Source organism: Desemzia sp. FAM 23990 (assembly GCF_045528485.1).
Classification (GTDB): Bacteria; Bacillota; Bacilli; order Lactobacillales; family Carnobacteriaceae; genus Desemzia.
Map to the genome: position 1 here is coordinate 42,454 of NZ_JBGQQW010000004.1, position 22,200 is coordinate 64,653.

22 protein-coding genes and 1 other annotated feature are annotated in these 22,200 nt (G+C 37.7%); of the genes, 21 read left to right on the plus strand and 1 reads right to left on the minus strand.

Annotated elements, in window-relative coordinates; translation table 11 throughout:
- Nucleotides 1-70: 70 nt before the first annotated feature.
- From cls to ACEN4I_RS02350, 5 genes are all read left to right on the plus strand, one after another.
- A complete protein-coding gene (gene cls, locus ACEN4I_RS02330) occupies nucleotides 71-1,522 on the plus strand; it encodes a cardiolipin synthase (RefSeq protein WP_407095406.1) in 1,452 nt (483 codons plus the stop codon).
- Between the two features lie 190 nt (nucleotides 1,523-1,712).
- The gene (locus ACEN4I_RS02335) at nucleotides 1,713-2,888 is read left to right on the plus strand and encodes a betaine/proline/choline family ABC transporter ATP-binding protein (protein WP_407101705.1); all 1,176 of its coding nucleotides are present in this window, start codon (nucleotides 1,713-1,715) and stop codon (nucleotides 2,886-2,888) included.
- 15 nt (nucleotides 2,889-2,903) lie between these two features.
- Nucleotides 2,904-3,539 (plus strand): ABC transporter permease, encoded by a 636-nt coding sequence (locus tag ACEN4I_RS02340; RefSeq protein ID WP_407101707.1) that lies wholly within the window; start codon nucleotides 2,904-2,906, stop codon nucleotides 3,537-3,539.
- A 20-nt stretch (nucleotides 3,540-3,559) separates the two neighbouring features.
- Nucleotides 3,560-4,504, plus strand: a complete 945-nt coding sequence (locus ACEN4I_RS02345) for an osmoprotectant ABC transporter substrate-binding protein (RefSeq protein WP_407101790.1) — start codon at nucleotides 3,560-3,562, stop codon at nucleotides 4,502-4,504.
- A gap of 1 nt (nucleotide 4,505) precedes the next feature.
- Nucleotides 4,506-5,204, plus strand: coding sequence for an ABC transporter permease (locus tag ACEN4I_RS02350; protein ID WP_407101709.1), 699 nt, complete (start codon nucleotides 4,506-4,508; stop codon nucleotides 5,202-5,204).
- A gap of 69 nt (nucleotides 5,205-5,273) precedes the next feature.
- Here the strand turns inward: ACEN4I_RS02350 and ACEN4I_RS02355 are convergent, their stop codons facing one another.
- The gene (locus ACEN4I_RS02355; protein WP_407095397.1) at nucleotides 5,274-5,612 is read right to left on the minus strand and encodes a hypothetical protein; all 339 of its coding nucleotides are present in this window, start codon (nucleotides 5,610-5,612) and stop codon (nucleotides 5,274-5,276) included.
- A gap of 144 nt (nucleotides 5,613-5,756) precedes the next feature.
- Between ACEN4I_RS02355 and ACEN4I_RS02360 the strand changes: the two genes are divergently transcribed.
- The 16 genes from ACEN4I_RS02360 (at nucleotide 5,757) to priA (ending at nucleotide 22,197) form a co-directional block, all read left to right on the plus strand.
- On the plus strand, nucleotides 5,757-6,626 hold the full coding sequence (locus ACEN4I_RS02360; protein ID WP_407095396.1) for a DegV family protein: 870 nt from the start codon (nucleotides 5,757-5,759) through the stop codon (nucleotides 6,624-6,626).
- Between the two features lie 279 nt (nucleotides 6,627-6,905).
- Nucleotides 6,906-6,951 (plus strand) — a sequence feature (sodium ion sensor (DUF1646 type); this cis-regulatory element may regulate processes involved in with the transportation of sodium ions).
- 46 nt (nucleotides 6,952-6,997) lie between these two features.
- Nucleotides 6,998-7,324: a hypothetical protein gene (locus ACEN4I_RS02365; protein WP_407095395.1), complete on the plus strand. Its 327-nt coding sequence runs from the start codon at nucleotides 6,998-7,000 to the stop codon at nucleotides 7,322-7,324.
- Nucleotides 7,311-9,269, plus strand: a complete 1,959-nt coding sequence (locus ACEN4I_RS02370) for a V-type ATP synthase subunit I (RefSeq protein ID WP_407101711.1) — start codon at nucleotides 7,311-7,313, stop codon at nucleotides 9,267-9,269. Before ACEN4I_RS02365 ends, ACEN4I_RS02370 begins: the two co-directional genes overlap by 14 nt.
- A gap of 40 nt (nucleotides 9,270-9,309) precedes the next feature.
- Nucleotides 9,310-9,789, plus strand: coding sequence for a V-type ATP synthase subunit K (locus ACEN4I_RS02375; protein ID WP_407101713.1), 480 nt, complete (start codon nucleotides 9,310-9,312; stop codon nucleotides 9,787-9,789).
- A gap of 46 nt (nucleotides 9,790-9,835) precedes the next feature.
- Nucleotides 9,836-10,414 (plus strand): V-type ATP synthase subunit E, encoded by a 579-nt coding sequence (locus tag ACEN4I_RS02380; RefSeq protein ID WP_407101715.1) that lies wholly within the window; start codon nucleotides 9,836-9,838, stop codon nucleotides 10,412-10,414.
- Between the two features lie 15 nt (nucleotides 10,415-10,429).
- The gene (locus ACEN4I_RS02385; RefSeq protein ID WP_407101717.1) at nucleotides 10,430-11,434 is read left to right on the plus strand and encodes a V-type ATP synthase subunit C; all 1,005 of its coding nucleotides are present in this window, start codon (nucleotides 10,430-10,432) and stop codon (nucleotides 11,432-11,434) included.
- Entirely contained in the window at nucleotides 11,424-11,735 is a 312-nt protein-coding gene (locus ACEN4I_RS02390) for a V-type ATP synthase subunit F (protein ID WP_407095388.1), read from the plus strand. Before ACEN4I_RS02385 ends, ACEN4I_RS02390 begins: the two co-directional genes overlap by 11 nt.
- A gap of 12 nt (nucleotides 11,736-11,747) precedes the next feature.
- Nucleotides 11,748-13,532, plus strand: a complete 1,785-nt coding sequence (locus ACEN4I_RS02395) for a V-type ATP synthase subunit A (protein WP_407101719.1) — start codon at nucleotides 11,748-11,750, stop codon at nucleotides 13,530-13,532.
- Nucleotides 13,525-14,901, plus strand: a complete 1,377-nt coding sequence (locus ACEN4I_RS02400; protein WP_407095384.1) for a V-type ATP synthase subunit B — start codon at nucleotides 13,525-13,527, stop codon at nucleotides 14,899-14,901. Before ACEN4I_RS02395 ends, ACEN4I_RS02400 begins: the two co-directional genes overlap by 8 nt.
- A gap of 6 nt (nucleotides 14,902-14,907) precedes the next feature.
- Nucleotides 14,908-15,537 (plus strand): V-type ATP synthase subunit D, encoded by a 630-nt coding sequence (locus ACEN4I_RS02405; protein ID WP_407101721.1) that lies wholly within the window; start codon nucleotides 14,908-14,910, stop codon nucleotides 15,535-15,537.
- A 182-nt stretch (nucleotides 15,538-15,719) separates the two neighbouring features.
- The gene (locus ACEN4I_RS02410) at nucleotides 15,720-17,099 is read left to right on the plus strand and encodes a patatin-like phospholipase family protein (protein ID WP_407101722.1); all 1,380 of its coding nucleotides are present in this window, start codon (nucleotides 15,720-15,722) and stop codon (nucleotides 17,097-17,099) included.
- 146 nt (nucleotides 17,100-17,245) lie between these two features.
- Nucleotides 17,246-17,473 (plus strand): YdbC family protein, encoded by a 228-nt coding sequence (locus ACEN4I_RS02415; RefSeq protein WP_204210730.1) that lies wholly within the window; start codon nucleotides 17,246-17,248, stop codon nucleotides 17,471-17,473.
- 47 nt (nucleotides 17,474-17,520) lie between these two features.
- Nucleotides 17,521-18,135 carry a guanylate kinase gene (gmk, locus tag ACEN4I_RS02420; protein ID WP_407095378.1) on the plus strand — a complete coding sequence of 205 codons (615 nt, stop codon included), beginning with the start codon at nucleotides 17,521-17,523 and terminating at the stop codon, nucleotides 18,133-18,135.
- A 5-nt stretch (nucleotides 18,136-18,140) separates the two neighbouring features.
- Entirely contained in the window at nucleotides 18,141-18,356 is a 216-nt protein-coding gene (gene rpoZ, locus ACEN4I_RS02425; RefSeq protein ID WP_304511187.1) for a DNA-directed RNA polymerase subunit omega, read from the plus strand.
- 199 nt (nucleotides 18,357-18,555) lie between these two features.
- Nucleotides 18,556-19,761: a bifunctional phosphopantothenoylcysteine decarboxylase/phosphopantothenate--cysteine ligase CoaBC gene (gene coaBC / locus ACEN4I_RS02430; RefSeq protein ID WP_407101724.1), complete on the plus strand. Its 1,206-nt coding sequence runs from the start codon at nucleotides 18,556-18,558 to the stop codon at nucleotides 19,759-19,761.
- A gap of 15 nt (nucleotides 19,762-19,776) precedes the next feature.
- The gene (gene priA, locus ACEN4I_RS02435) at nucleotides 19,777-22,197 is read left to right on the plus strand and encodes a primosomal protein N' (protein ID WP_407101726.1); all 2,421 of its coding nucleotides are present in this window, start codon (nucleotides 19,777-19,779) and stop codon (nucleotides 22,195-22,197) included.
- Nucleotides 22,198-22,200: the final 3 nt, after the last annotated feature.

Genomic DNA, 22,200 nt, shown 5'->3' on the forward strand with positions numbered 1-22,200 from the left:
ATATCTATGTGTTCAATGAGTAGTGTTTTTATTTGAAGAATAAGAATGTTGGAAAGAGATGTGAGCTTTAATGAACTACGTTTTTTATTTTATTTCATTGTTATTAACGGTCAATACTGTATTTGCAGCTGTTACAGTGTTTCGAGAAAAGAGAGATATTGCAGCTACTTGGGCGTGGTTGCTGGTATTAAACTTTTTGCCGGGTATAGGATTTATCATTTATTTTTTTATTGGCAAAAAGATCTCCAGAGAAAAGATTTTTGATATACAAGCTCAAGAAAGTATCGGTATGCCAGAGTTGGTGGAAGCTCAGAAACAAATGCTGATCGAAGAAGAAAAATTGTTGTCTAGCCAACAGTCCACTGAGGATTCGAAAGAAATTACCAGTTTGTTTTTGGAAAGCAGCGAATCCATGTTAACAAAAGGAAATGTCGTAGAAATGTTTACAGACGGCAAAGAAAAATTTAAATCGCTGATTCGCGATATTTACAAAGCAGAAAATCATATTCATATGATTTATTACATATTTCATAATGATCAGATAGGAAATATGGTGTTGAAAGCTTTAGAAGATAGAGCAGCAGCAGGCGTAGAAGTCTTGGTCATTTACGATGCATTAGGCTCTCGCGCTTTGAAACTGGCTTCATTTAAAAAATTAAAAGAATTAGGCGGACAAGTCGAGACCTTTTTTGGATCAAAATTGGGCTTGATCAATTTTCGAATTAACTTCCGAAATCATCGCAAAATTGTCGTTATCGATGGAAAAATCGGGTATATCGGCGGCTTTAATGTAGGAGACGAATACTTGGGCAAAGACAAGAAATTCGGCTATTGGCGAGATACTCATTTAAAAATAATCGGAAATGGAGTGCTGGCCTTGCAAAGTAGGTTTATCATGGACTGGAATGCAGCTGTACCTACCAATAAAATAGAATATGAAGAGAGGTATTTTCCTTATATCCAACGAAAAGGGAAAACCAACCTGCAGATCGTATCCAGTGGTCCAGATACAGAGATCCAACAAATAAAAAAAGGGTACATCAAAATGATCAGTATGGCAGATAAAACTGTTTATATCCAAACCCCTTATTTTGTGCCAGATGATGCACTGATTGAAACGTTGCAAATAGCTATTATGTCGGGAATAGATGTTAAAATTATGATTCCCAATAAGCCGGACCATCCTTTTATTTACCAAGCTACGTTATCGTATGCAGCGCAAATGGTAGATGCGGGAGCAGAAGTGTACATCTATGATAATGGATTCCTGCACAGTAAAACGATCGTCATCGACGGAGAAATCTGCTCAGTGGGTACAGCCAACTTTGATATCCGAAGTTTTAAACTGAATTTTGAAGTAAATGCTTTCATGTATGACCCGGCAATAGCCAAGCAACAAGAAGCTTATTTCTTTAAAGATATGGAAAAAAGTTATTTATTTACGAGGGAATTAATCGAAAAACAATCTTCATGGGTCAAATTCAAACAAAGTTTCTCACGTTTATTGTCACCGATTTTATAATAAGTAAAGGCTATCAAAAGGAAGCAGGTTAATCAACTACTTCCTTTTTTTGCATCCTTGTAAATGAAGCAGTTTATTTTGAAAATGTTATGAAAACTTGTGTTTGAGCAGATTATTTGTAATTTCTTTCCATTTATGCAACACTTGTATAAAGTACAATTAAAAATAAAACCTAAAGAGGTGGACTAAATTGATCGAATTTAAGAATGTATCTAAAATATATAAAGACGGCACAAAAGCAGTAGAAAATATAAATTTAACCTTTAATGATGGGGAGTTTATTGTTTTTATTGGAACGAGTGGGAGTGGGAAAACAACTTCTATGCGGATGATCAATCGCATGATCGAACCTAGTAAAGGCCAAATTCTGATTGATGGGGAAGATATCATGAAGAAGGATGCAGTTGAACTGCGTAGAGGAATCGGCTATGTGATTCAACAAATCGGACTTATGCCGCATATGACGGTTTATGAAAACATTACTTTGGTTCCGAAATTGTTGAAATGGCCAGAGGAAAAGAAAAGGGAAAGAGCAGAAAGATTGATCAAACGAGTGGATCTGCCTAAAGAGTTCTTAGATCGTTACCCTAATGAACTTTCTGGAGGGCAACAACAACGGATTGGTGTTATTCGGGCATTAGCTGCTGATCAGGATATTATTCTCATGGATGAACCTTTTGGTGCGTTAGACCCGATCACGAGAGATGCTTTGCAAGAATTGGTCAAGCACCTTCAAGAAGAGATGGGACGCACCGTTGTTTTTGTTACTCACGATATGGACGAAGCATTGCAATTGGCTGACCGTATTGTCATTATGCAGAATGGTCAAGTGGTGCAATTTGACACTCCTGAAAATATTTTAGCCAACCCCGCAAATCAATTTGTTGAAGATTTCCTCGGAGAAGACCGCTTATTGCAAGCTAGACCTTCCATTCAGACTGTTGACCAAATCATGATCAAAAATCCCGTTTCTGTAACTCCAGGGAAATCTTTACAAGATGCTATTCGATTGATGCGCGACCGTAAAGTAGATACCTTATTTGTTACTGATGACTCAGGTGTTTTAAAAGGAATGGTAGGACTGGAAGACATTGACCGTTACCGCAGAACAGCGACCAGTGTTGGTGATGTGATGCAAGGTGAAATCCGCTTTGTCCGTTCGGGCACATTGTTGCGTGATACTGTTCAACGTATGTTGAAAATCGGATTTAAAAATATCCCGGTCGTAGATCAAAAAGGGAAATTGATTGGATTGGTAACAAGAGGTTCTCTTGCAGAAATCGTGTACGACAATATTTGGGGAGATCTGGAAGAAGCAAAAGATATTCCCTTGGGAACTACTCCTGAAATAAGTGGAGAGCAATAGAAAGGACGGGTATGCATGATAGATTTTTTAACTGACAATGGTTCGCAACTTCTATTATTGACATGGGAGCACCTATATATATCCGCTATTGCTTTAGTTTTAGGGATACTTTTAGCTGTACCCATCGGAGTTATACTGACTAGATATAAACGAATCGCAAGTGGATTCATTAGTGCAATCACAGTGTTGCAGACTATACCATCACTGGCTTTATTGGCCTTAATGATTCCATTGTTCGGAATTGGAAAATTCCCAGCTATTATTGCGTTATTTTTGTATTCTTTGATGCCAATATTGAGAAATACGTATATTGGGATGGAAGGAGTAGACAAAGATTTGATCGATGCAGCTAAAGGGATGGGAATGACTAATAGGCAATTGATTTTCTCTGTTGAGTTGCCGCAAGCAGCTCCTGTTATCATGGCTGGCATACGTTTATCTGGTGTGTATGTTATTGCATGGGCTACTTTAGCTTCTTACATTGGCGGAGGCGGTTTAGGCGACTTTATCTTTAACGGCTTAAACTTATATATTCCCGAGTTGATTATTGGTGGAACGATCCCTGTTACCATACTAGCGTTGCTGGTAGATTTTCTTTTAGGAAAAGTAGAAGAAAAAGTCACTCCAGTCAACTTGCGAACTGCGAAATAGGAGGATACAACATGAAATATTTGAAGAAGAAAAAAACGATTGCCTTGTCGCTTTTTAGCGCGTTGGCTTTAGCAGGGTGTTCTCTACCAGGTCTTGGAAGCGGGACATCTGGTGAAGGAATCACAGTAGCTGGTGTAACTTCGACAGAAGGATTGATCATGAGTTATGTAGTTGAGGGAATGGTCGAGCATTATATGGATGATATAGATGTTCAAGTCATCAATAATTTAGGTTCTTCAACAGTAAGTCATCAGGCTTTATTAAATGGAGATGCAAATATTGCTGGTGTTAAATATACTGGGACTTCATTGACGGGAGAATTAGGTCATGCGCCGATCACAGATTCTGAAGAAGCCCTGAAAGTAGTTGTAGAAGGGTTCCAAACGGAATTTGATCAAACGTGGTTCCCTTCATATGGGTTTGCTAACTCATATGCCTTTATGGTGACACAAGAAACAGCTGATGAATATGATTTGGAAACAATCAGTGATTTGGAACCATACGCTCAAGATATGCAGGCTGGTGTGGACAATTCGTGGATCGAACGAGAAGGAGACGGGTACGATGCTTTCTTAGATACTTATGGATTTGACTTTAACAGAGTTTACCCTATGCAAATCGGTTTGGTTTATGATGCTTTGGCCGCTGGGGAAATGGATATCATCTTAGGTTATTCTACAGATGGACGTATTGCCAGTTATGATCTGGTAGTTCTAGAAGACGATTTGAGGTTATTTCCTCCTTACGATGCAAGTCCTGTTGCTACTAATGAGGTATTAGAAAATTATCCCGAATTAGAAGAAATTTTATTGAAACTAGAAGGAACGATCAGTGAAGAACAGATGCAAACAATGAATTATGAAGCAGACAACAATTTAAAAGAGCCGCAAGTAGTTGCGGAAGAATTTTTACAAGACAACAACTATTTTGAAGATACGTCAGTTTCTACGAACGGAGGGGAATAGCATGAATATTACAGACATGAATGTTTTCGAGCAATTGATTTATTATTTCTCTCAAAACGGTGCTTATGTGTGGAGTCAATTTATTCGGCATTTTTTGATGTCGATATATGGCGTTTTATTTGCAGCCATCATTGGTATCCCAATCGGTTTTTGGATTTCCAGACATGGAAATTTAGCTAAATGGGTAATCGGGATAGCCAATGTGCTTCAAACGATCCCTTCCTTAGCTATGCTGTCGATATTGATGTTAGGTTTTGGTTTAGGAGCTACAACCGTAGTCGTGACGATTTTCCTTTATTCTCTACTGCCGATTCTAAAAAATACCTATGCGGGAGTCCGAAGTGTAGATGACAGTTTGCTAGACACTGGAAAAGGTATGGGAATGACAAGAAGGCAAGTCACTACAATGGTAGAATTGCCGTTAGCTTTATCGGTTATCATGGGTGGAATTCGTAATGCCCTTGTAGTTGGTATTGGTATCGGAGCCATAGGAACCTTTATTGGTGCTGGAGGATTAGGGGACATTATCGCAAGAGGGGTTAATGCCACTGATGGTGGAGCGATTATCCTAGCTGGTGCTATTCCAACTGCTTTAATGGCTGTTATTGCCGATGTCGTTTTAGGATGGATCGAAAAAAAATTAGATCCGACACAATCCACCCGATTGTTCGAGTCAAAGGTAGCGCAACCAAAAAATTAAGCACTAAAAAACAAAAGATACAGGGTTCATTTATACGGAATCCTGTATCTTTTGTTTTTTTTTTTTGAGTTATTTAGCAGTGCGTTTTGTCAATTGGATATAGCGAATTTCATCCATTTTGATCATAGAGATTGTTTTTTTATCTAAACTAGACAGAATAATTTTCTCGTTATCTTTAGGAGAGATCATTAGTTTTCCAGTGTATTCATGAAAAGCGAAACTGTTGCTTCGATCAGTGGTTTGAATGATAATGGGTTTGGATTTTAAGTGAGCCTGTTCTAAAAAATAAAGGATTTGTTCCATTGGCATTTGGGGCAGTAGAGTGGGTGAAGCGGCATCTGTCAAAAATAATTTTGTTTTTTGCAAAAAGCTAAAAGCAGATAATGTTACGGCACTATTTTTTTCCATGTGTGCATCCTCCAAACATTTGTTCGTTTTCTATATTATACGAACAAATGTTCAATAATGCAATCTTTTATTTTCTCTTTTTAATTTTCGCAAAACCTGTCATAATAAAGAAGGAATAAAATACTAAAGGTCGGAGTGAGTTGAATGAGTTATAAATTGATCACAGATTCTTGTTGCGATTTGCCTTATACGTTTATTGAAGAACAAGACATCGATGTAGTGAATTTAACTGTTCATATGAATGGAAAAGAATTGGTTGATGATATGGGCAAAATATTTGACCGCAATCAATTTTTTCAAGAATTAAAAGAAGGAGCTATGGCTACTACTTCTCAAATCAATATTGGTACATATATCGATGTGTTTGAAAAGTACGTAAAAGAAGAGATTCCTGTTTTGTATATAGCTTTTTCTTCAGCTTTAAGTGGTTCTTACAATAATGCTGTTGCGGCTGTAGAACAATTAAAAGAAGACTATACAAATGTGAATATCACTATTGTAGATTCCAAAGCTGCTTGTCTAGGAGAAGGTTTACTAGTTTATGAAGCTGCGATGCGCAAATCAGCAGGAGCTTCAATAGAGGAAGTTGCTAAATGGCTGGAAGACAATAAAATGAAGCTCCATTCGTGGGTCACTGTTGATGACATTAAACATTTGGAACGCGGAGGAAGAGTCTCTGCGTTATCAGCTACTTTAGGAACGTTATTGAACGTAAAACCTATCATAGTTGTTAATCCGGCAGGAGGTTTAGTACCAGCTGGTAAAGTCCGAGGACGTAAAAAGTCTTTACACCATTTAGTGAGTAAAACCGTTGAAGGAATTATAAACCCTGAACAACAAACAATTTTTATTGGGCATGTAGGTGTACCAGACGAAGCTGAGATGGTAAAACAAGAACTCCTAGAGCAAATCACTGTAAAAGATATCAAGATTTATCCGTATGGACCAACGATTGCGTCTCATACTGGGTATGGTTCACTCTCGATTTTTTCTATGGGAGAAGAAAGAGTATAAGAGACGTTCGTTATTATTGATTAAATATTTTTAAGCGTGTAAAGTTGGTATATGTTATACTATATATATTGTTGTAACAGTAAAAAAGTGCTATTATTTTTAGTATGTAGGAAATGTCCAGAGTAAGATAAATTCTATATAGAGTAATGCAATTGTTACTCATTATTAAAAAAAACTTAACGCCCTGATTGAATAACCGATATAGATCTTGCATGCTTAGTCTATATTGACGAAATAATTCGATTGTGTTAATGTTTTATTAGTTAAATAAGCAAAATCGGTTGGGCATTAGCTTTCAAGAAGACGTCTTCTAGGGTGAGAAGATTCTTCTTTGCTGATGTCTTTTTTTGCACTTTTAAGGGGGTGAAGGAATGGGACTCGAAGCTGTTGAATATGTTAAACAAGCTGAAGAAAAAATTGAAGAATTGCGAAAAAATAGTCAATCTGAAGCAGGGAAAATTGTTTCAGATGCTGAAAAAACAATTCAACACAATAAAGAAATCCTTGAACAAGATTTAACGAAATTTGAAGAGGATGAAAAAGAGAAATACAGCACATTGTTAGCAAATGATAAACAGGTTATTGCAGAGGAAGTTGCTCAAGAAAAAGAGAAGATTCAACAAGTTGTTGAAAAGAATAAAGATGAAGTTGTCAATGAACTATTGAAGGTGGTGTTTAAACGTTATGGCAATAGCTAAAATGAAACAAATAACACTTTTAGCGGAACAAGCCAATAAAGAGCAGCTTTTAAAAGCAGTACAAGAGTTGCAAAAGCTTGAACTATTTGATTTGTCAACTTTAGAAGAAACTGAATTACTTGATTATTATTCTCGTGAAACTCTACCTCAAAACAGAGGCATCTATGAGGAAAATATGAAAACGATTCAAAGTACATTGGCTTATCTAAATCAATACGTCAAACAACCCAGTGCTTTGAAAAAAATGCGACAAGGAAGAAAAGAGTATACACTAAAAGAATTGGAACAAAAAGTGGCTGATTTTCCTTTAGATCGAGTAATTGATGAAGTTAGACAAATTGAAAAAGAAATAATTGATATTAATCAACAGCGGAAAAATTTGACGGATACTGAAAATTTCTTAAGAAGATGGGAACGATTAGACTTTAATCCGAATGATTTAGAGGATTTTAAAGTTACAACCGGAAGAATCGGGACTATTTCTTCAGTAAATGCTGAAGATTTTAACGATGCTGTAAAAGAATCTGGTTTTGCTTATGTTGAAGAAATATTCCGATATAAAGATGAAGCAGCGTATTTAGTCATCGCACCATCGGCTTCATTTGCAGAAGTAAATGAAGTGTTGAATCAATTCCAGTTCACAAAATTGAATTATCCATACCAAGATGTGCCTAAAGAAGAATTGAAATCAGTTTTAGGCTCATTGAATAAACTTTCTGAAGAAGAAAATAAGTTGAAAGAGAAACTTCGCGCTTATAGTTCTGATATTGACAATCTAAAGTTGTCAGAAGAATATTATTCTAATTTAGTACAGCGTGAGAACGCTAAATCTTTATTATTAAATGGAAGCAGTTTGTTTATTTTAAATGGGTGGCTTGAAGAAGAAGAAGTTGCTGACTTAACTATCATATTAGACAAACATGTGGGGCAGGAAAATTATGCTCTCATGTCAGATGAAATCCGCATGAGAGATTATGATTTTGTTCCCACAGTATTAAAAAACAACTCTGTAGTTGAGCCTTTTGAAAGTGTAACTGAAATGTACAGTTTACCAAAATACAATGATATAGATCCTACGCCTTTAATGATGCCTTTTTACCTAGTATTCTTTGGTATGATGAGTGCTGACTTAGGTTACGGACTTGTGTTGATGGCTGCGACATTTGCTGCACTGAAGCTCTTTAATTTAGACAAAGGTACAGCAAGATTTATACGCTTTTTCCATTTGCTATCTTACTCAGTCATCGTATGGGGACTCATTTACGGAAGTTTCTTCGGGGCCGCATTGCCAGTACAGTTATTATCGACAACGAATGATGTCATCACTATTCTCATTCTTTCTGTTGTCTTTGGTTTTGTTCAATTGGTGTACGGCTTAGTGATAAACGGAGTTGTAAAATGGAAACAACAACAACGTGCATCAAGTTATGTCGATGGATGGGCTTGGGCTGGTGTATTAATCGGTTTAGTTCTATTAGTTGTAGACATGATGGTTATGCCGAATGATATCATTCGTATAGTATCCTACGTCTTAATCTTTGCAAATGTTATCGGAATTATTCTTATTTCTACTTTGGCATCTAAGAAAAAAGGCCTAGGATTTGCGTTAGGTTTGTATAATTTATATGGTGTCACAGGGTATGTAGGTGACTTGGTAAGTTATACTAGACTGATGGCTCTTGGAATATCAGGTGGGAGTATTGCTGTCGCTTTCAACTCAATTGTACTCTATCTTCCTGTGGCTGCTAGATTTACTATAGGGATAGTGTTGATTGTTGCATTGCATGCATTAAATATCTTCTTAACTTATTTAAGTGCTTATGTGCATACCGCACGTTTGCAATACGTTGAGTTTTTCGGCAAGTTTTTTGAAGGTGGCGGTAGAGCTTTATCCCCACTGAAAACTCTCGAAAAACACATTTATCTAAAGAAAGACACAAAATAGTTTAAAAAAATTGATATATTTATAAATGGAGGAATTACAAATGGAAAACTGGTTAACTTTTTTTGCTGAAAATAATGGTGGTTTAATGTTCGCTGCATTAGGAGCAGGTATGGCAACAATCTTCGCAGGTATTGGTTCGGCTAAAGGTGTTGGGATGACAGGGGAAGCTGCTGCAGCTTTAACAACAGAACAACCGGAAAAATTCGGTCAAGCATTGATTCTTCAATTGCTTCCAGGTACTCAAGGACTTTACGGATTCGTTATTGCATTCTTGATTTTCTTAAATTCAGGAGCAGATACTACTTTAGCTCAAGGTCTGTATATGTTTATGGCTTCTTTACCAATTGCTTTTACTGGTCTGTTTTCTGGTATGTATCAAGGACGCGTTGCTTCTGCAGGTATCCAAATTTTAGCTAAAAAACCTGAACATGCAACTAAAGGGATTATCTATTCTGCCATGGTAGAAACTTATGCTATCTTAGGGTTTGTTATTTCATTCTTACTTGTATTAAATGGCTAATGACTCATTCTATAGTCTATAAAGTAAAACAGAATGGAGGGAAAACATGGCTGACTTAAAATTACTCACAGATCGATTAATGGAAAATAAACGATCAGAAATTCAAGTCGTTATTCAAGAAGCAGAGAAAGAAGCGCAACAATTAATTCAAGCTTCAACTGAGGAATTGGCAATGGAAAAGCAAAGACGTCAAGAACGAATTCAAGCTGAGCAAAAAGCTCAATATGAAAAAGATAAAAATGCCTTATCCAATCAAAAAAGAAATCAATTGTTAGCTGAAAAACAACAAGCTATAACTGCTGTATTCGATTCAGCTAAAGAACGAATGGAACAATTGAATCAAGAGGAATTCCAACAGTTTCTAGCTGCTGTTTTGGAGCAATACGAAAACAAAGAAGTAGAACTAGTGGTTGGAGAAAAATCTCGTTCATTTGTTTCTTCTCAATGGATAGAAAAGCAAAATCAAGCAGGAAACAATGTTCGTCTGAGTGATGAGCAAGTTTCTAAAAAAGCAGGATTTGTTATTCGTCACAAAGGTATCGACTACAACTACATTTTTGATGCTTTAGTAGATGATACGAGAGAAGATGTCTTACCAACTGTATCACAAAAATTGTTTCAATAAGGAGGAGGAGAATAAATGAAAGATACAGCATTTGCTGGATCGAATGCAAGAATTCGCGTTTATGAGAGCAGTCTCCTTCAAAATGATCAATTTGAACGTATGTTGCAAGCCAATAGTTTTGAAGAAGCAACTCTGGTCTTAAAAGATACTCCTTACCGTAATGATGTAGAAGAACTTTTAGAAACAAGAGATTACGATGCCTTGCTGACGAAAGAATTGCAACGTGTCTATGCAGAAATGTTTGCACTAAGTCCTGATCCTGACTTAGTGGAACTGTTTTCATTGCGGTATACGTATCACAATCTAAAAGTTTTATTTAAAGCTAAAATCACAGGAGAAGACTTTGACTCAATGCTGATTCCGATCGGGAAGGCACCAATGTCTGCTTACCGACAAGCTGTTGAGGTGGGTACCTCAGAAGACTTGGATCAAGCGTATATCGACAGCATACAAGAAGTCTTAATTGCAGAGGAAGAATACCACAATATTCAATCTGTAGACATTATCTTGGATCGTCGTTATTTTACTCATTTAAGATGGTTGGCTGAAAGAATAGGTAATGCAAAAATTCTTGATTTTGTGAAATATTACATTGACTTGAATAACTTATCTACTTTATCCAGAGCCATTAAACAACAAAAAAGCCGTAATTTCTTAGTCACTATTTTGTCCAGCTCTGGTAATATTCCAAAAGAAGAATTAGTAGAGTTAGGCAAAGAGGATCTAGAAAGTGCTGGGAAAATCTTATCTGAAGGTAATTTTGCTTCTATTGTGCAAGCTTCATTGGACACTGAAACACATGAGTTATCTCCAGTAAAAGTTGATTTAGAAACAGATAATGCTGTGATGGAAACGATGCAAAAAGCTAAATTACAGCCTTTTGGTCCGCTCCCATTATTAGCCTTTATTCACGCTAAAGAAACAGAAGTTAAAAACTTGCGGATGATTTTGGCAGGGAAAGAAAACGGCCTGCCAATAGAGAGCGTAAGAGAAAGGATGCGTATGAATTATGGCTCATAAAATTGGAGTAGTTGGAGATAAAGACTCTATCTTACCATTTAAAATGTTGGGCTTTGATGTTTTCTACGCATCTGAAGCCAAAGAAGCCAGAAAAACGGTTGATCACTTAGCCAAAAATGAGTATGGCATTATTTACCTCACTGAAGCATTGGGGGAAAAGATACCAGATACGATTAGTCGTTATGACAGCAAAATACAACCCGCAATTATTTTGATCCCCAATCATACTGGAACATTGAATATTGGGAAAAAACGCATTCAAGATAATGTTGAAAAAGCAGTGGGACAAAATATTTTATAGGAGGTAACCAGTTTGGATAAAGGAAAAATTGTAAGTGTCTCTGGGCCGCTTGTTACGGCTGAAGGCATGGAACATGCCAATATTCAAGATATCTGTAGAGTCGGGAATCTTGGATTGATTGGTGAAATTATTGAAATGCGAGGAAGCATTGCCTCCATTCAGGTATATGAAGAAACTTCAATGGTAGGACCAGGAGAACCAGTAGAAACAACAGGAGAAGCTTTATCTGTTGAACTTGCACCTGGGATTATGTCACAAATGTTTGATGGAATCCAAAGACCCTTAGATACTTTCTTGAATCGCGCAGAAAGTAACTATCTAAGTCGTGGTGTTTCTATTGAACCCCTAGACCGTGAGAAAAAATGGGAATTCAAACCAGCAGTTACTATTGGAACTATAGTATCTACTGGAGATGTTATTGGACATGTTCAGGAAACACCAGTTGTGGACCATAAAATTATGGTTCCTGTGGGAGTAGAAGGAACAGTAACAGCTATTGAAGCTGGACAATTCAACATTACAGAAACGATCTACGTACTTGAAACAGAAGAAGGCAAAAAAGAATTTACGATGACTCAAAAATGGCCTGTTCGTAAGGGACGCCCAGCAGCTCGTAAATTAAACCCTACAACGCCTTTAAAAACAGGACAACGTGTTATCGATACGTTATTCCCAGTTGCTAAAGGTGGTTCAGCTGCTGTTCCAGGTCCTTTCGGTGCTGGAAAAACAGTTGTACAACACCAAATCGCAAAATATGCCGATGTAGATATCGTAGTATATGTTGGGTGTGGAGAACGTGGAAACGAAATGACGGACGTTATCAACGAATTCCCTGAATTGATTGATCCGAATACAGGCGAATCGATTATGGCACGTACGATTTTGATTGCCAATACTTCAAACATGCCCGTTGCAGCTCGTGAAGCTTCTATTTATACAGGGATTACGATTGCAGAATACTTCCGTGATATGGGATATAGTGTGGCTATCATGGCTGACTCTACTTCTCGTTGGGCAGAAGCGTTGCGTGAAATGTCTGGACGTTTAGAAGAAATGCCAGGGGATGAAGGTTATCCAGCTTATTTAGGAAGTCGTTTAGCTGAATTCTACGAACGTGCTGGAAAAGTTGTTGCTTTAGGTAATGAAGGCAGAGAAGGGAGCATCACTGCTATTGGGGCTGTTTCGCCTCCGGGTGGAGATACTTCTGAACCGGTTACTCAAAATACTATGCGTGTAGCAAAAGTATTCTGGGGACTAGATGCAGGTCTATCAAGAAAACGTCACTTCCCAGCCATTAACTGGTTGGACTCTTATTCACTTTATGTAAATGAAATGACAGCTTACATTGGTGAAACATTAGGTGTTGACTGGAACAAAATGGTTACTCGCAGTTCTTCTTTACTACAAGATGAAGCAGAACTACAAGAAATCGTTCAATTAGTTGGGGCAGAATCATTATCTGAAAGAGACCGCTTGAAATTAGTTATTGCACGTATGATCCGTGAAGACTACTTGCAGCAAAATGCTTTTGATGATGTAGATTCCACCACTTCTATCCAAAAACAATACGAAATGTTGCACACAATTCTGACTTTTGAAGAAGAAGCGAAAAAAGGAATGGAATTAGGCGCCTACTTTGATGAAATCATCCAAGGCACGGTAGACGTAAGAGAACGTATTGGTCGCGGTAAGTTCTTACCTGAGAATAAAATTGCTCAATTTGCAGACATACGTAACTCTATTCAAGAAACCATTCACCAAGTTGTTGAAAAAGGAGGAATGGATACAGATGCTTAAAGAATACCGTACAATCAATGAAGTTGTAGGTCCTTTGATGACTGTTGAAGGTGTCGAAGGTGTTAAATTTGATGAATTAGTAGACATTCAAATGCAAAACGGTGAAAAACGCAGAGGCCAAGTTTTAGAGATCAATGGCGACAAAGCCATGGTTCAAATCTTCGAAGGTCCTTCTGGAATCAACTTACGTGACACCAAAGTCCGTTTCACCGGTAAACCTTTATCTTTGGGAGTTTCTGAAGACATGGTTGGTCGTGTGTTTAACGGGATGGGTGAAGTAAACGACGGTGGCCCAGAAATTATTCCGGAAAAAACCTTAGATATCAATGGTGAAGCGATTAATCCTATGGCTCGTGACTACCCGGATGAATTTATTCAAACCGGTATTTCAAGTATTGACCACCTGAACACATTAGTTCGTGGACAAAAATTGCCCGTATTTTCTGGATCAGGTTTACCACATAAGGAATTGGCTGCTCAAATCGCTCGTCAAGCTTCAGTATTGAATTCTGACGAAAAATTTGCGGTTGTCTTTGCTGGTATCGGGATCACTTTTGAAGAAGCTGAATTCTTTATGGAAGACTTCCGTAAAACAGGTGCTATTGACCGTTCAGTAGTTTTCCTTAACTTAGCAGATGATCCTGCTATTGAACGGATCGCTACTCCACGTATGGCTTTGACAGCAGCTGAATATTTGGCCTATGAAAAAGGAATGCACGTGTTGGTTATCATGACGGACATGACAAACTATTGTGAAGCATTACGTGAAATTTCTGCTGCTCGTCGTGAAGTTCCTGGGCGTCGTGGATATCCTGGATATTTGTATACCAATTTGGCAACATTGTTTGAACGTGCTGGCCGTTTAGTTGGTTCAGAAGGTTCTGTAACACAAATTCCTATTTTAACTATGCCAGAGGATGATATTACTCATCCAATCCCTGACTTGACTGGTTACATCACTGAAGGACAAATTATTCTTTCTCGTGAGTTGTACAACAACAATGTTGAACCTCCAATCGATGTATTGCCTTCATTGTCTCGTTTGAAAGATAAAGGGACTGGGGAAGGTAAAACCAGAAAAGACCATTCTGCTACGATGAACCAATTGTTTGCTGCTTATGCAGAGGGAAAACAAGCTAAGGAATTAGCAGTTGTTTTAGGAGAATCTGCTTTATCCGATACAGACAAAAAGTTTGCAGCATTTGCGACTCAATTTGAGGAAGAATATGTAAACCAAGGATTCTATACAAACCGTACTATCGAAGATACGCTGGACTTGGGATGGAAATTGTTGTCAATCTTGCCTAGAACTGAATTGAAACGGATTAAAGATGATATGTTAGATGAATACTTACCAAAAGGGGAGTGAACCTAAATGGCTAAGTTGAACGTTAATCCGACACGTATGGAACTGGCGAACTTGAAAGACCGATTGAGTCTGGCAAGTCGTGGGCACAAATTATTAAAAGATAAACAAGATGAATTGATGCGTCAGTTTATTGAATTGATCAAAAAAAACAATCAACTGCGTACTGTGGTAGAAGACAAGCTGATTTCTGCAATGCAATCTTTCGTCATGGCGAAATCATTGCTGAATGAAAAATACATTGAAGAATTGGTGGCAGTTCCTCCACGTACGGTTAATTTAAGTGTTTATGAAAAAAATATTATGAGTGTTAACGTTCCGGTAATGAATTTTGATTACTCCGAAGAAGATGACAATACCAGTGATATTTCTTATGGTTATTTAAATTCCAATAGTGAATTAGATGTTTCTATCGAAGAAATGTCAGCTGTTATGAAGGAACTTTTGGAGTTGTCAGAAATCGAAAAAACGTGTCAATTATTGGCGGATGAAATTGAAAGCACAAGACGTCGAGTGAATGCATTGGAATACCGCACTATTCCACAATTGGAAGAAACCATTTATTTCATTCAAATGAAATTAGATGAAAGCGAACGTGCTGAAATCACTCGATTGATGAAAGTGAAGGATATGGGGTAATCGGTAGTTGTTTACTGCTCATCCTTTGGTGCTAGTCTGTAAGGAGAAGAAAGAAGACCAATTTGGTTTTCTTTCTTCTCTATTTTTTTGACCCATAAGGAGGTAAAATGCGCTTTTCTTTCAGATAAGACTGAATTCCAGTTATACTGTAAGCAATACGTACTATAGGAGCGGATTAGTTTATGAAGGAAGCAGAAAACTTATTACAACCTCAACCAGAAGACAAAAAAATAGCCCTGGTTCTTGGTGGAGGCGGTGCGCGTGGTTCTTATCAAGTTGGCGTTTGGAAAGCATTGAAAGAGTTGGGAGTAGCGTTAGATATTATTACAGGTACCTCTGTAGGAGCTTTGAACGGGGCGGTGATTTTACAAGGAGATTATGAACTAGCTGAGCGGATGTGGAAAGAATTAGAAGTCAATCACGTTGTAGAGTTTGAGTTGTCTTCCAAGCCGTCTAATTTTAACGAATACAGTGAGATATTAAGTAAATTCTTATTAACGGCCATAAAAAACAGAGGGATAAGTTCTAAGCCGCTGCTGACTTTAATTAGAGAGTACATCATTAAAGAAAGTGAAATTCGAAAGAGCGGGATTGAATTTGGACTGACAGTTACTGAAATGGTCAGCAGAGAAAGACAGATTTTTTACCTTGAAGATATTCCGGAAGGGCAGTTGGATCTTTATCTTTTAGCGAGCGCATCCCTGTATCCTGCTATGTCTGCTACAATGATTGAAGATAAAGAATATATAGATGGAGGCTATAGCGAAAATGTTCCGGTAGATGTGGCTCTTAAACGGAATCCCACACACCTCATCATTGCAGACATCAACATCAACGGGAAAGTCCGAAACTATTCTGTCCCTGATAATGTTGAATCGTATCATATTACCAGCAAGTGGCCCTTAGGAGATATGTTGTTGTTCGACGGAAATCGAGCTGAAGTCAATATTCAACTAGGCTACTTGGATGCCATGAAAAAATTTGGCAAGTACGAAGGTTCGTGGTATACATTTGACAAAAGAAGCTTTCAAGATCATTATAATCAGTTTTATAAAGAAGTGGCTTTATTTCTTGAACAGTCACAGCAGCAGATAAAAAATTATTTGCTAGACGAAAAAAATCAGCGGTTTTTATTGGAACAATTGAATATCAACTGGTATGGCAGAGTTCAAAAAGAAGCATTTACTTATGCTTTTCATGAATTGACAGGTAAGATGTTTCATCTGCACCCAACAAAAGTTTATACGTTTGATGAATTTGAAAAAGAAGTTAAAGCGAAATATGAACAAATGACTCAAAAAATGTCTTTTGATGATGTCATCGCAGTTATTCAAAATTCGGGAACGAGTGATATCATCAAGACAGCTAAAGAATGGCAAGAAGAATTTAGAGAAAGTATTCCTTTATTATCCAATCTTAAAGTATGTTTTTATTTCTTATCGATTTTAGAAAACCAGCATAAAAATGAATTGAACGATTGGAAAGTCCAATTGATAATTCGTGTTCGTCCATATCCTTTTTTAATTGCGTTATTTCTATTCTTTTTAAACAAAAGAGGCTAGTTTCTATTTATAACTAGGTAAAATACCAAATAAAGCCTTTAAAAGTTAAAAAGTAGTACAGTAAGTTACTGTTTTATGTTAAACTAGAAGATAAGCAAAAAAAATCTAAAAAGACTTTTTCAATTTTCTTAATCGAGGTGAACGAAATGGCACAAAAAATCTCTTTTGACATCAAAGAAGAAATTTTAGTACTTTCTCAGAATGCAAAGGGTTGGCAGAAAGAATTGAATCTAGTTAGCTGGAATGGTAATCCACCAAAATTTGATTTACGCGAATGGTCTCCTGAACATGATAAAATGAGTAAAGGGATTACGTTAACCAATGAAGAAATGAAAAAGTTGACAGATTTTTTAAAAGAGTCTGAATTCATGTAATGAGGATCATCTTTAGGTGTAAACTGTGTAGATAGGAAGGGTAACATATGACTGAACGTGGTTTATTGATTGTTCTTTCTGGACCGTCCGGAGTAGGAAAAGGGACAGTAAGAAAAGCAATTTTTGATAGTGGAGAAATCGATTTTGAATATTCAATCTCTATGACGACTCGTAACCAACGAGTTGGTGAAGAAGATGGAGTAGATTACTTTTTTAGATCTAGAGAAGCCTTCGAAAAATTGATTGAAACTGGCGGCTTGTTAGAGTATGCTGAATATGTAGGCAATTACTACGGAACACCGCTTGAGTATGTAGAAGAAACGTTGTGCAAGGGTAAAGATGTTTTCCTTGAGATCGAGGTCAATGGAGCAAGGCAAGTACGCGAAAAAATGCCTGACGGAATTTTTATTTTCTTAACTCCCCCCGATATTATGGAGCTCAAAACCCGTATTCTTAATCGAGGCACTGAAGAAATAGCTTTAGTCGAAAAACGTTTGGAAAAAGCTGTTGAAGAAATCAAAATGATGGATCACTATGATTACGCTGTTGTGAATGATCAAGTAGAGAATGCAGTCGCTAAAATCAAACATATTATCGAAAGTGAACATTTAAAAGTACCTAGAGTCATAAACAGATATAAAAAAATCGTTGAGGAGATGTGAGAATTATGATGTTGGATCCTTCTATAGATGCATTATTGGAAAAAATAGATTCAAAATATTCTTTAGTAATCGTAGCTAGTAAAAGAGCGTATGAATTGGAAGCAAAAGCAATGCCAATGCTGGAAGAATATAAATCATTTAAAAATGTTGGACGAGCTTTAGAAGAAATTTCAAGTGGGGATTTAGTGATTGATCCTACTACAGTAGAACCAGAAGCTTAATCAATCGATAAAGGAGTGGAACAGCGTAAAAATGTTCCACTCTTTTGTTTTTTTTATAGTGCGAAATCTTTAAGACATAGCGTATATTCAATGCGGCAATCGCTTTATTCCATTCTCTTTAAAGACAAATGGGTTGTTTTTTAGTAGAATAGAGAAGAATGCATGGTTAAAAATGCACTAAAGATCGGGGGAAATCAGAGTGTTAAATGGGAAGAAAATAGCGGTATACATTACTGGCGGTATCGCTGCCTATAAAGCAGCAGACTTGGTAAGACGATTGATCATAGGAGGTGCTGAAGTGAAAGTAGCTATGACATCAGCAGCGACAGAATTCATAACGCCTTATACGTTACAAATATTAAGCAAACACGATGTGTATACAGATATTTTTGACGAAAAGGATTCTGCAAATGTCAGTCATGTTCATTTAGCAGATTGGACTGAGTTGGCTGTTGTAGCACCTGCTACAGCCAATATCATGGCAAAAATGGCTAATGGAATCGCAGATGATTTTGTGACCACTACATTGTTGGCGACAACTGCTCCGATAGTGATTGTTCCTGCAATGAATACGCATATGTTAGAAAATGCAGCTACGGTACGCAATTGGCGACAGTTGGAGAACGATGGGCACTTTATTATGGAACCTGATACAGGATTTTTAGCAGAAGGTTACGATGGAAAAGGACGTTTTCCAGAGCCGGAAAATATTGTAGAGACTATTCAAAGCTTCTTATTAAAACATCAACAAGACTTGCCTTTAAGCGGAAAGAAATTTGTAATAACTGCCGGGGGAACTAAAGAGCGGCTCGATCCTGTTCGCTACATTACCAATGATTCTTCTGGGAAGATGGGATACAGCTTAGCAGCCGCAGCTAGAGATATGGGAGCAGATGTGACGTTGGTATCTGCATCTTCTGCGTTAAAAAAACCTTTTGGGGTCCAGCTGGTCCCTGTAGATTCTGCAAGAGAAATGTATGATGCTGTTTTTGATCAATTTGAACAAGCGGACGCAGTCATTATGGCAGCGGCCGTGTCCGATTACACTCCTATAGATCAAGCCAGACAAAAAATTAAAAAAAGTGAAGCTGTTCTAACGATTTCTTTAGCTAAAACAACAGATATTTTAGCTACAATGGGTCAAGAAAAAACGCATCAATACTTAGTAGGGTTTGCGGCCGAAACGCATGATGTAGCAAGCTATGCGAAAGGAAAACTGGAAAAGAAGAAGGCTGATATGATCATAGCCAATGACGTTTCCAAACCGCATGCCGGATTCAATAAAGATACGAACGAAGTGACCATTTTTTCAACGGATGAAGAACCGGTGGAAGTATCCGTTAGATCCAAAAAAGAGGTTGCTGAGGAGATCATTCAGCAAGTGATTAAGAAAATGAGCAAGTAAAGGTGTGAAGTGATTTTGAATTTAATCGCTAAAGTGATCGTTGATGTTCCAACGATGCAAACAAATCAACCATATGATTATCAAATACCAGAAGAATTTGCAGAACAAATTTTTCCGGGAATGAGAGTAGAAGTTCCTTTTGGACAAGGGAAAAGAGTTGTCCAAGGATTTGTCGTTTCAGTAGTTGAAGAAGCTTCATTTAGCGGGAAATTAAAAAGAATATCAGGTGTAATGGACTTACATCCCGTTTTGAACGATGAATTGATTCAATTAGGAAAAGACATGGCAGACAGAACATTCAGTTTTCAAATAACGTGTTATCAAACGATGCTTCCGGCAGTATTGCGGGCCAAGTATGAGAAAAGTATTCGTCTCATTGATGAACTGGATGAAGATCAGTTTTTTGAATTGTTCAAAGGAAAAGATGAAATTACCTGGGATGATGCCGTAAACCGCGGAATTTTACCAAGATTGACGCAACTCAAGAAACAAGATGTTGTTGAAGTGGTCTATTCTGTAAAAAATCGTGCCAGTAAGAAAAAAAGAAGAATGGTAAAGCCAGCTCTGTCTTTTGAACAATTGGAAGAGGAAAAAATGAGTTTGCGAAAAACAGCTAAAAAGCAGCTGCGTTTATTAGATATCCTGCAGTCATTATCTTTGTCTGAGCAATCCATCAGTACTCAAGAACTGAGCAAACTGTACGAGCTGCTGTCTCCGGTCATTCGTGAAGCGGAAAAGAAACATTGGCTGACAGTGTTTGAAGAAGAAGTGTACAGAGATCCATTTAAAGAGCAGACCTTTGAAAAAACTTCCCCTCATATACTGACTGAACAACAGCAACAAGCTTTTGAAGCGATTCAATCAGCAGTCACTCATCAGCGGTCAGAGACTTTTCTGTTAAGAGGAGTTACAGGCAGCGGGAAAACGGAGATTTATTTACAAACCATTGCTTCCGTATTGGAAAAGGGCCAAACGGCATTGATGCTGGTCCCGGAAATTGCATTGACACCTCAAATGGTGACGAGTTTTAAAGGTCGTTTTGGAGATGAAGTAGCTGTTTTGCATAGTGGGTTATCTGACGGTGAAAAATTTGATGAATGGCGCAAGATTGAACGAGAAGAAGCAAAAGTAGTCGTTGGTGCTCGTTCGTCTATATTTGCACCGGTGAAAAACTTAGGGGTCATTATCATGGATGAAGAACACGAGAGCAGTTACAAGCAAGATGAAAATCCACGTTACCATGCTCGAGACGTCGCTGCGTGGCGTTCTGAATTTCATAATTGTCCATTGATTTTAGGGAGCGCAACACCTTCTTTAGAATCTCGTGCCAGAGCTCAGAAAAAAGTATATACATTAGTGGAATTGCCTGATCGAGTCAATCAGAGAATGCTGCCGGAAGTGGCTATTGTAGATATGCGTGATGAAGGGAAAAGCGGAAATCGCAGCAGTTTTTCATTAGTATTGCAAGAAAAAATTCGCGATCGCTTGGCTAAAAAAGAGCAGATTGTATTGATGCTCAATCGAAGAGGGTATTCCTCATTCGTGATGTGCCGAGATTGCGGTTTTGTGCTGCCGTGTCCAAACTGTGATATTTCTTTGACACTCCACATGGATACTAAAAGTATGAAATGCCATTATTGTGGACACGAAGAAGCGATCCCTCACACTTGTCCTGTTTGCAAAAGTTCTAAAATCCGGTATTATGGTACCGGGACGCAAAAAATCCAAGAGGAATTAGAGCAAGTGATTCCTGAAGCTAGAGTTATTCGGATGGATGTGGATACGACTCGTAAAAAAGGTGCCCATGAGAAAATTTTGAGTGCTTTTGGAAACCAAGAAGCCGATATTCTATTGGGAACACAAATGATCGCTAAAGGATTAGATTTTCCGAACATTACTTTAGTAGGGGTGTTGAATGCCGATACCTCTCTGGGATTGCCGGATTTTCGATCCAGTGAAAAAACCTTTCAGCTGCTGACTCAAGTGAGTGGTCGAGCAGGACGGGCTGAATTGACAGGTGAAGTGATTGTTCAGACGTTTAACCCTGAACATTATTCCATTCAATTGGCTAAAAAACACGATTACGATCATTTCTACCAAAAAGAAATGATCATTCGTCATCGTGGGAATTATCCGCCCTATTATTTTACAGTCTCAATCACAGCTAGTCATACAGAAGAAAAAGTAGCCGCCAAAAAAATGTATGACATCGTCAATTTTCTGGCGCCGCAATTGAACCAAAACACGATCCTGTTGGGTCCTACGCCTAAGTCTATTGCGCGGGTCAATAACCGTTTTTATTACCAAGTATTGATAAAATATAAATCAGAACCCACATTGATTCCTTTGCTGCACCAAATCTTAAACGAATCACAAAAAGAAATGGCTAAAGGTTTAACAATTGCGATAGATAAAGAACCGCAGCAATTTATGTAATGA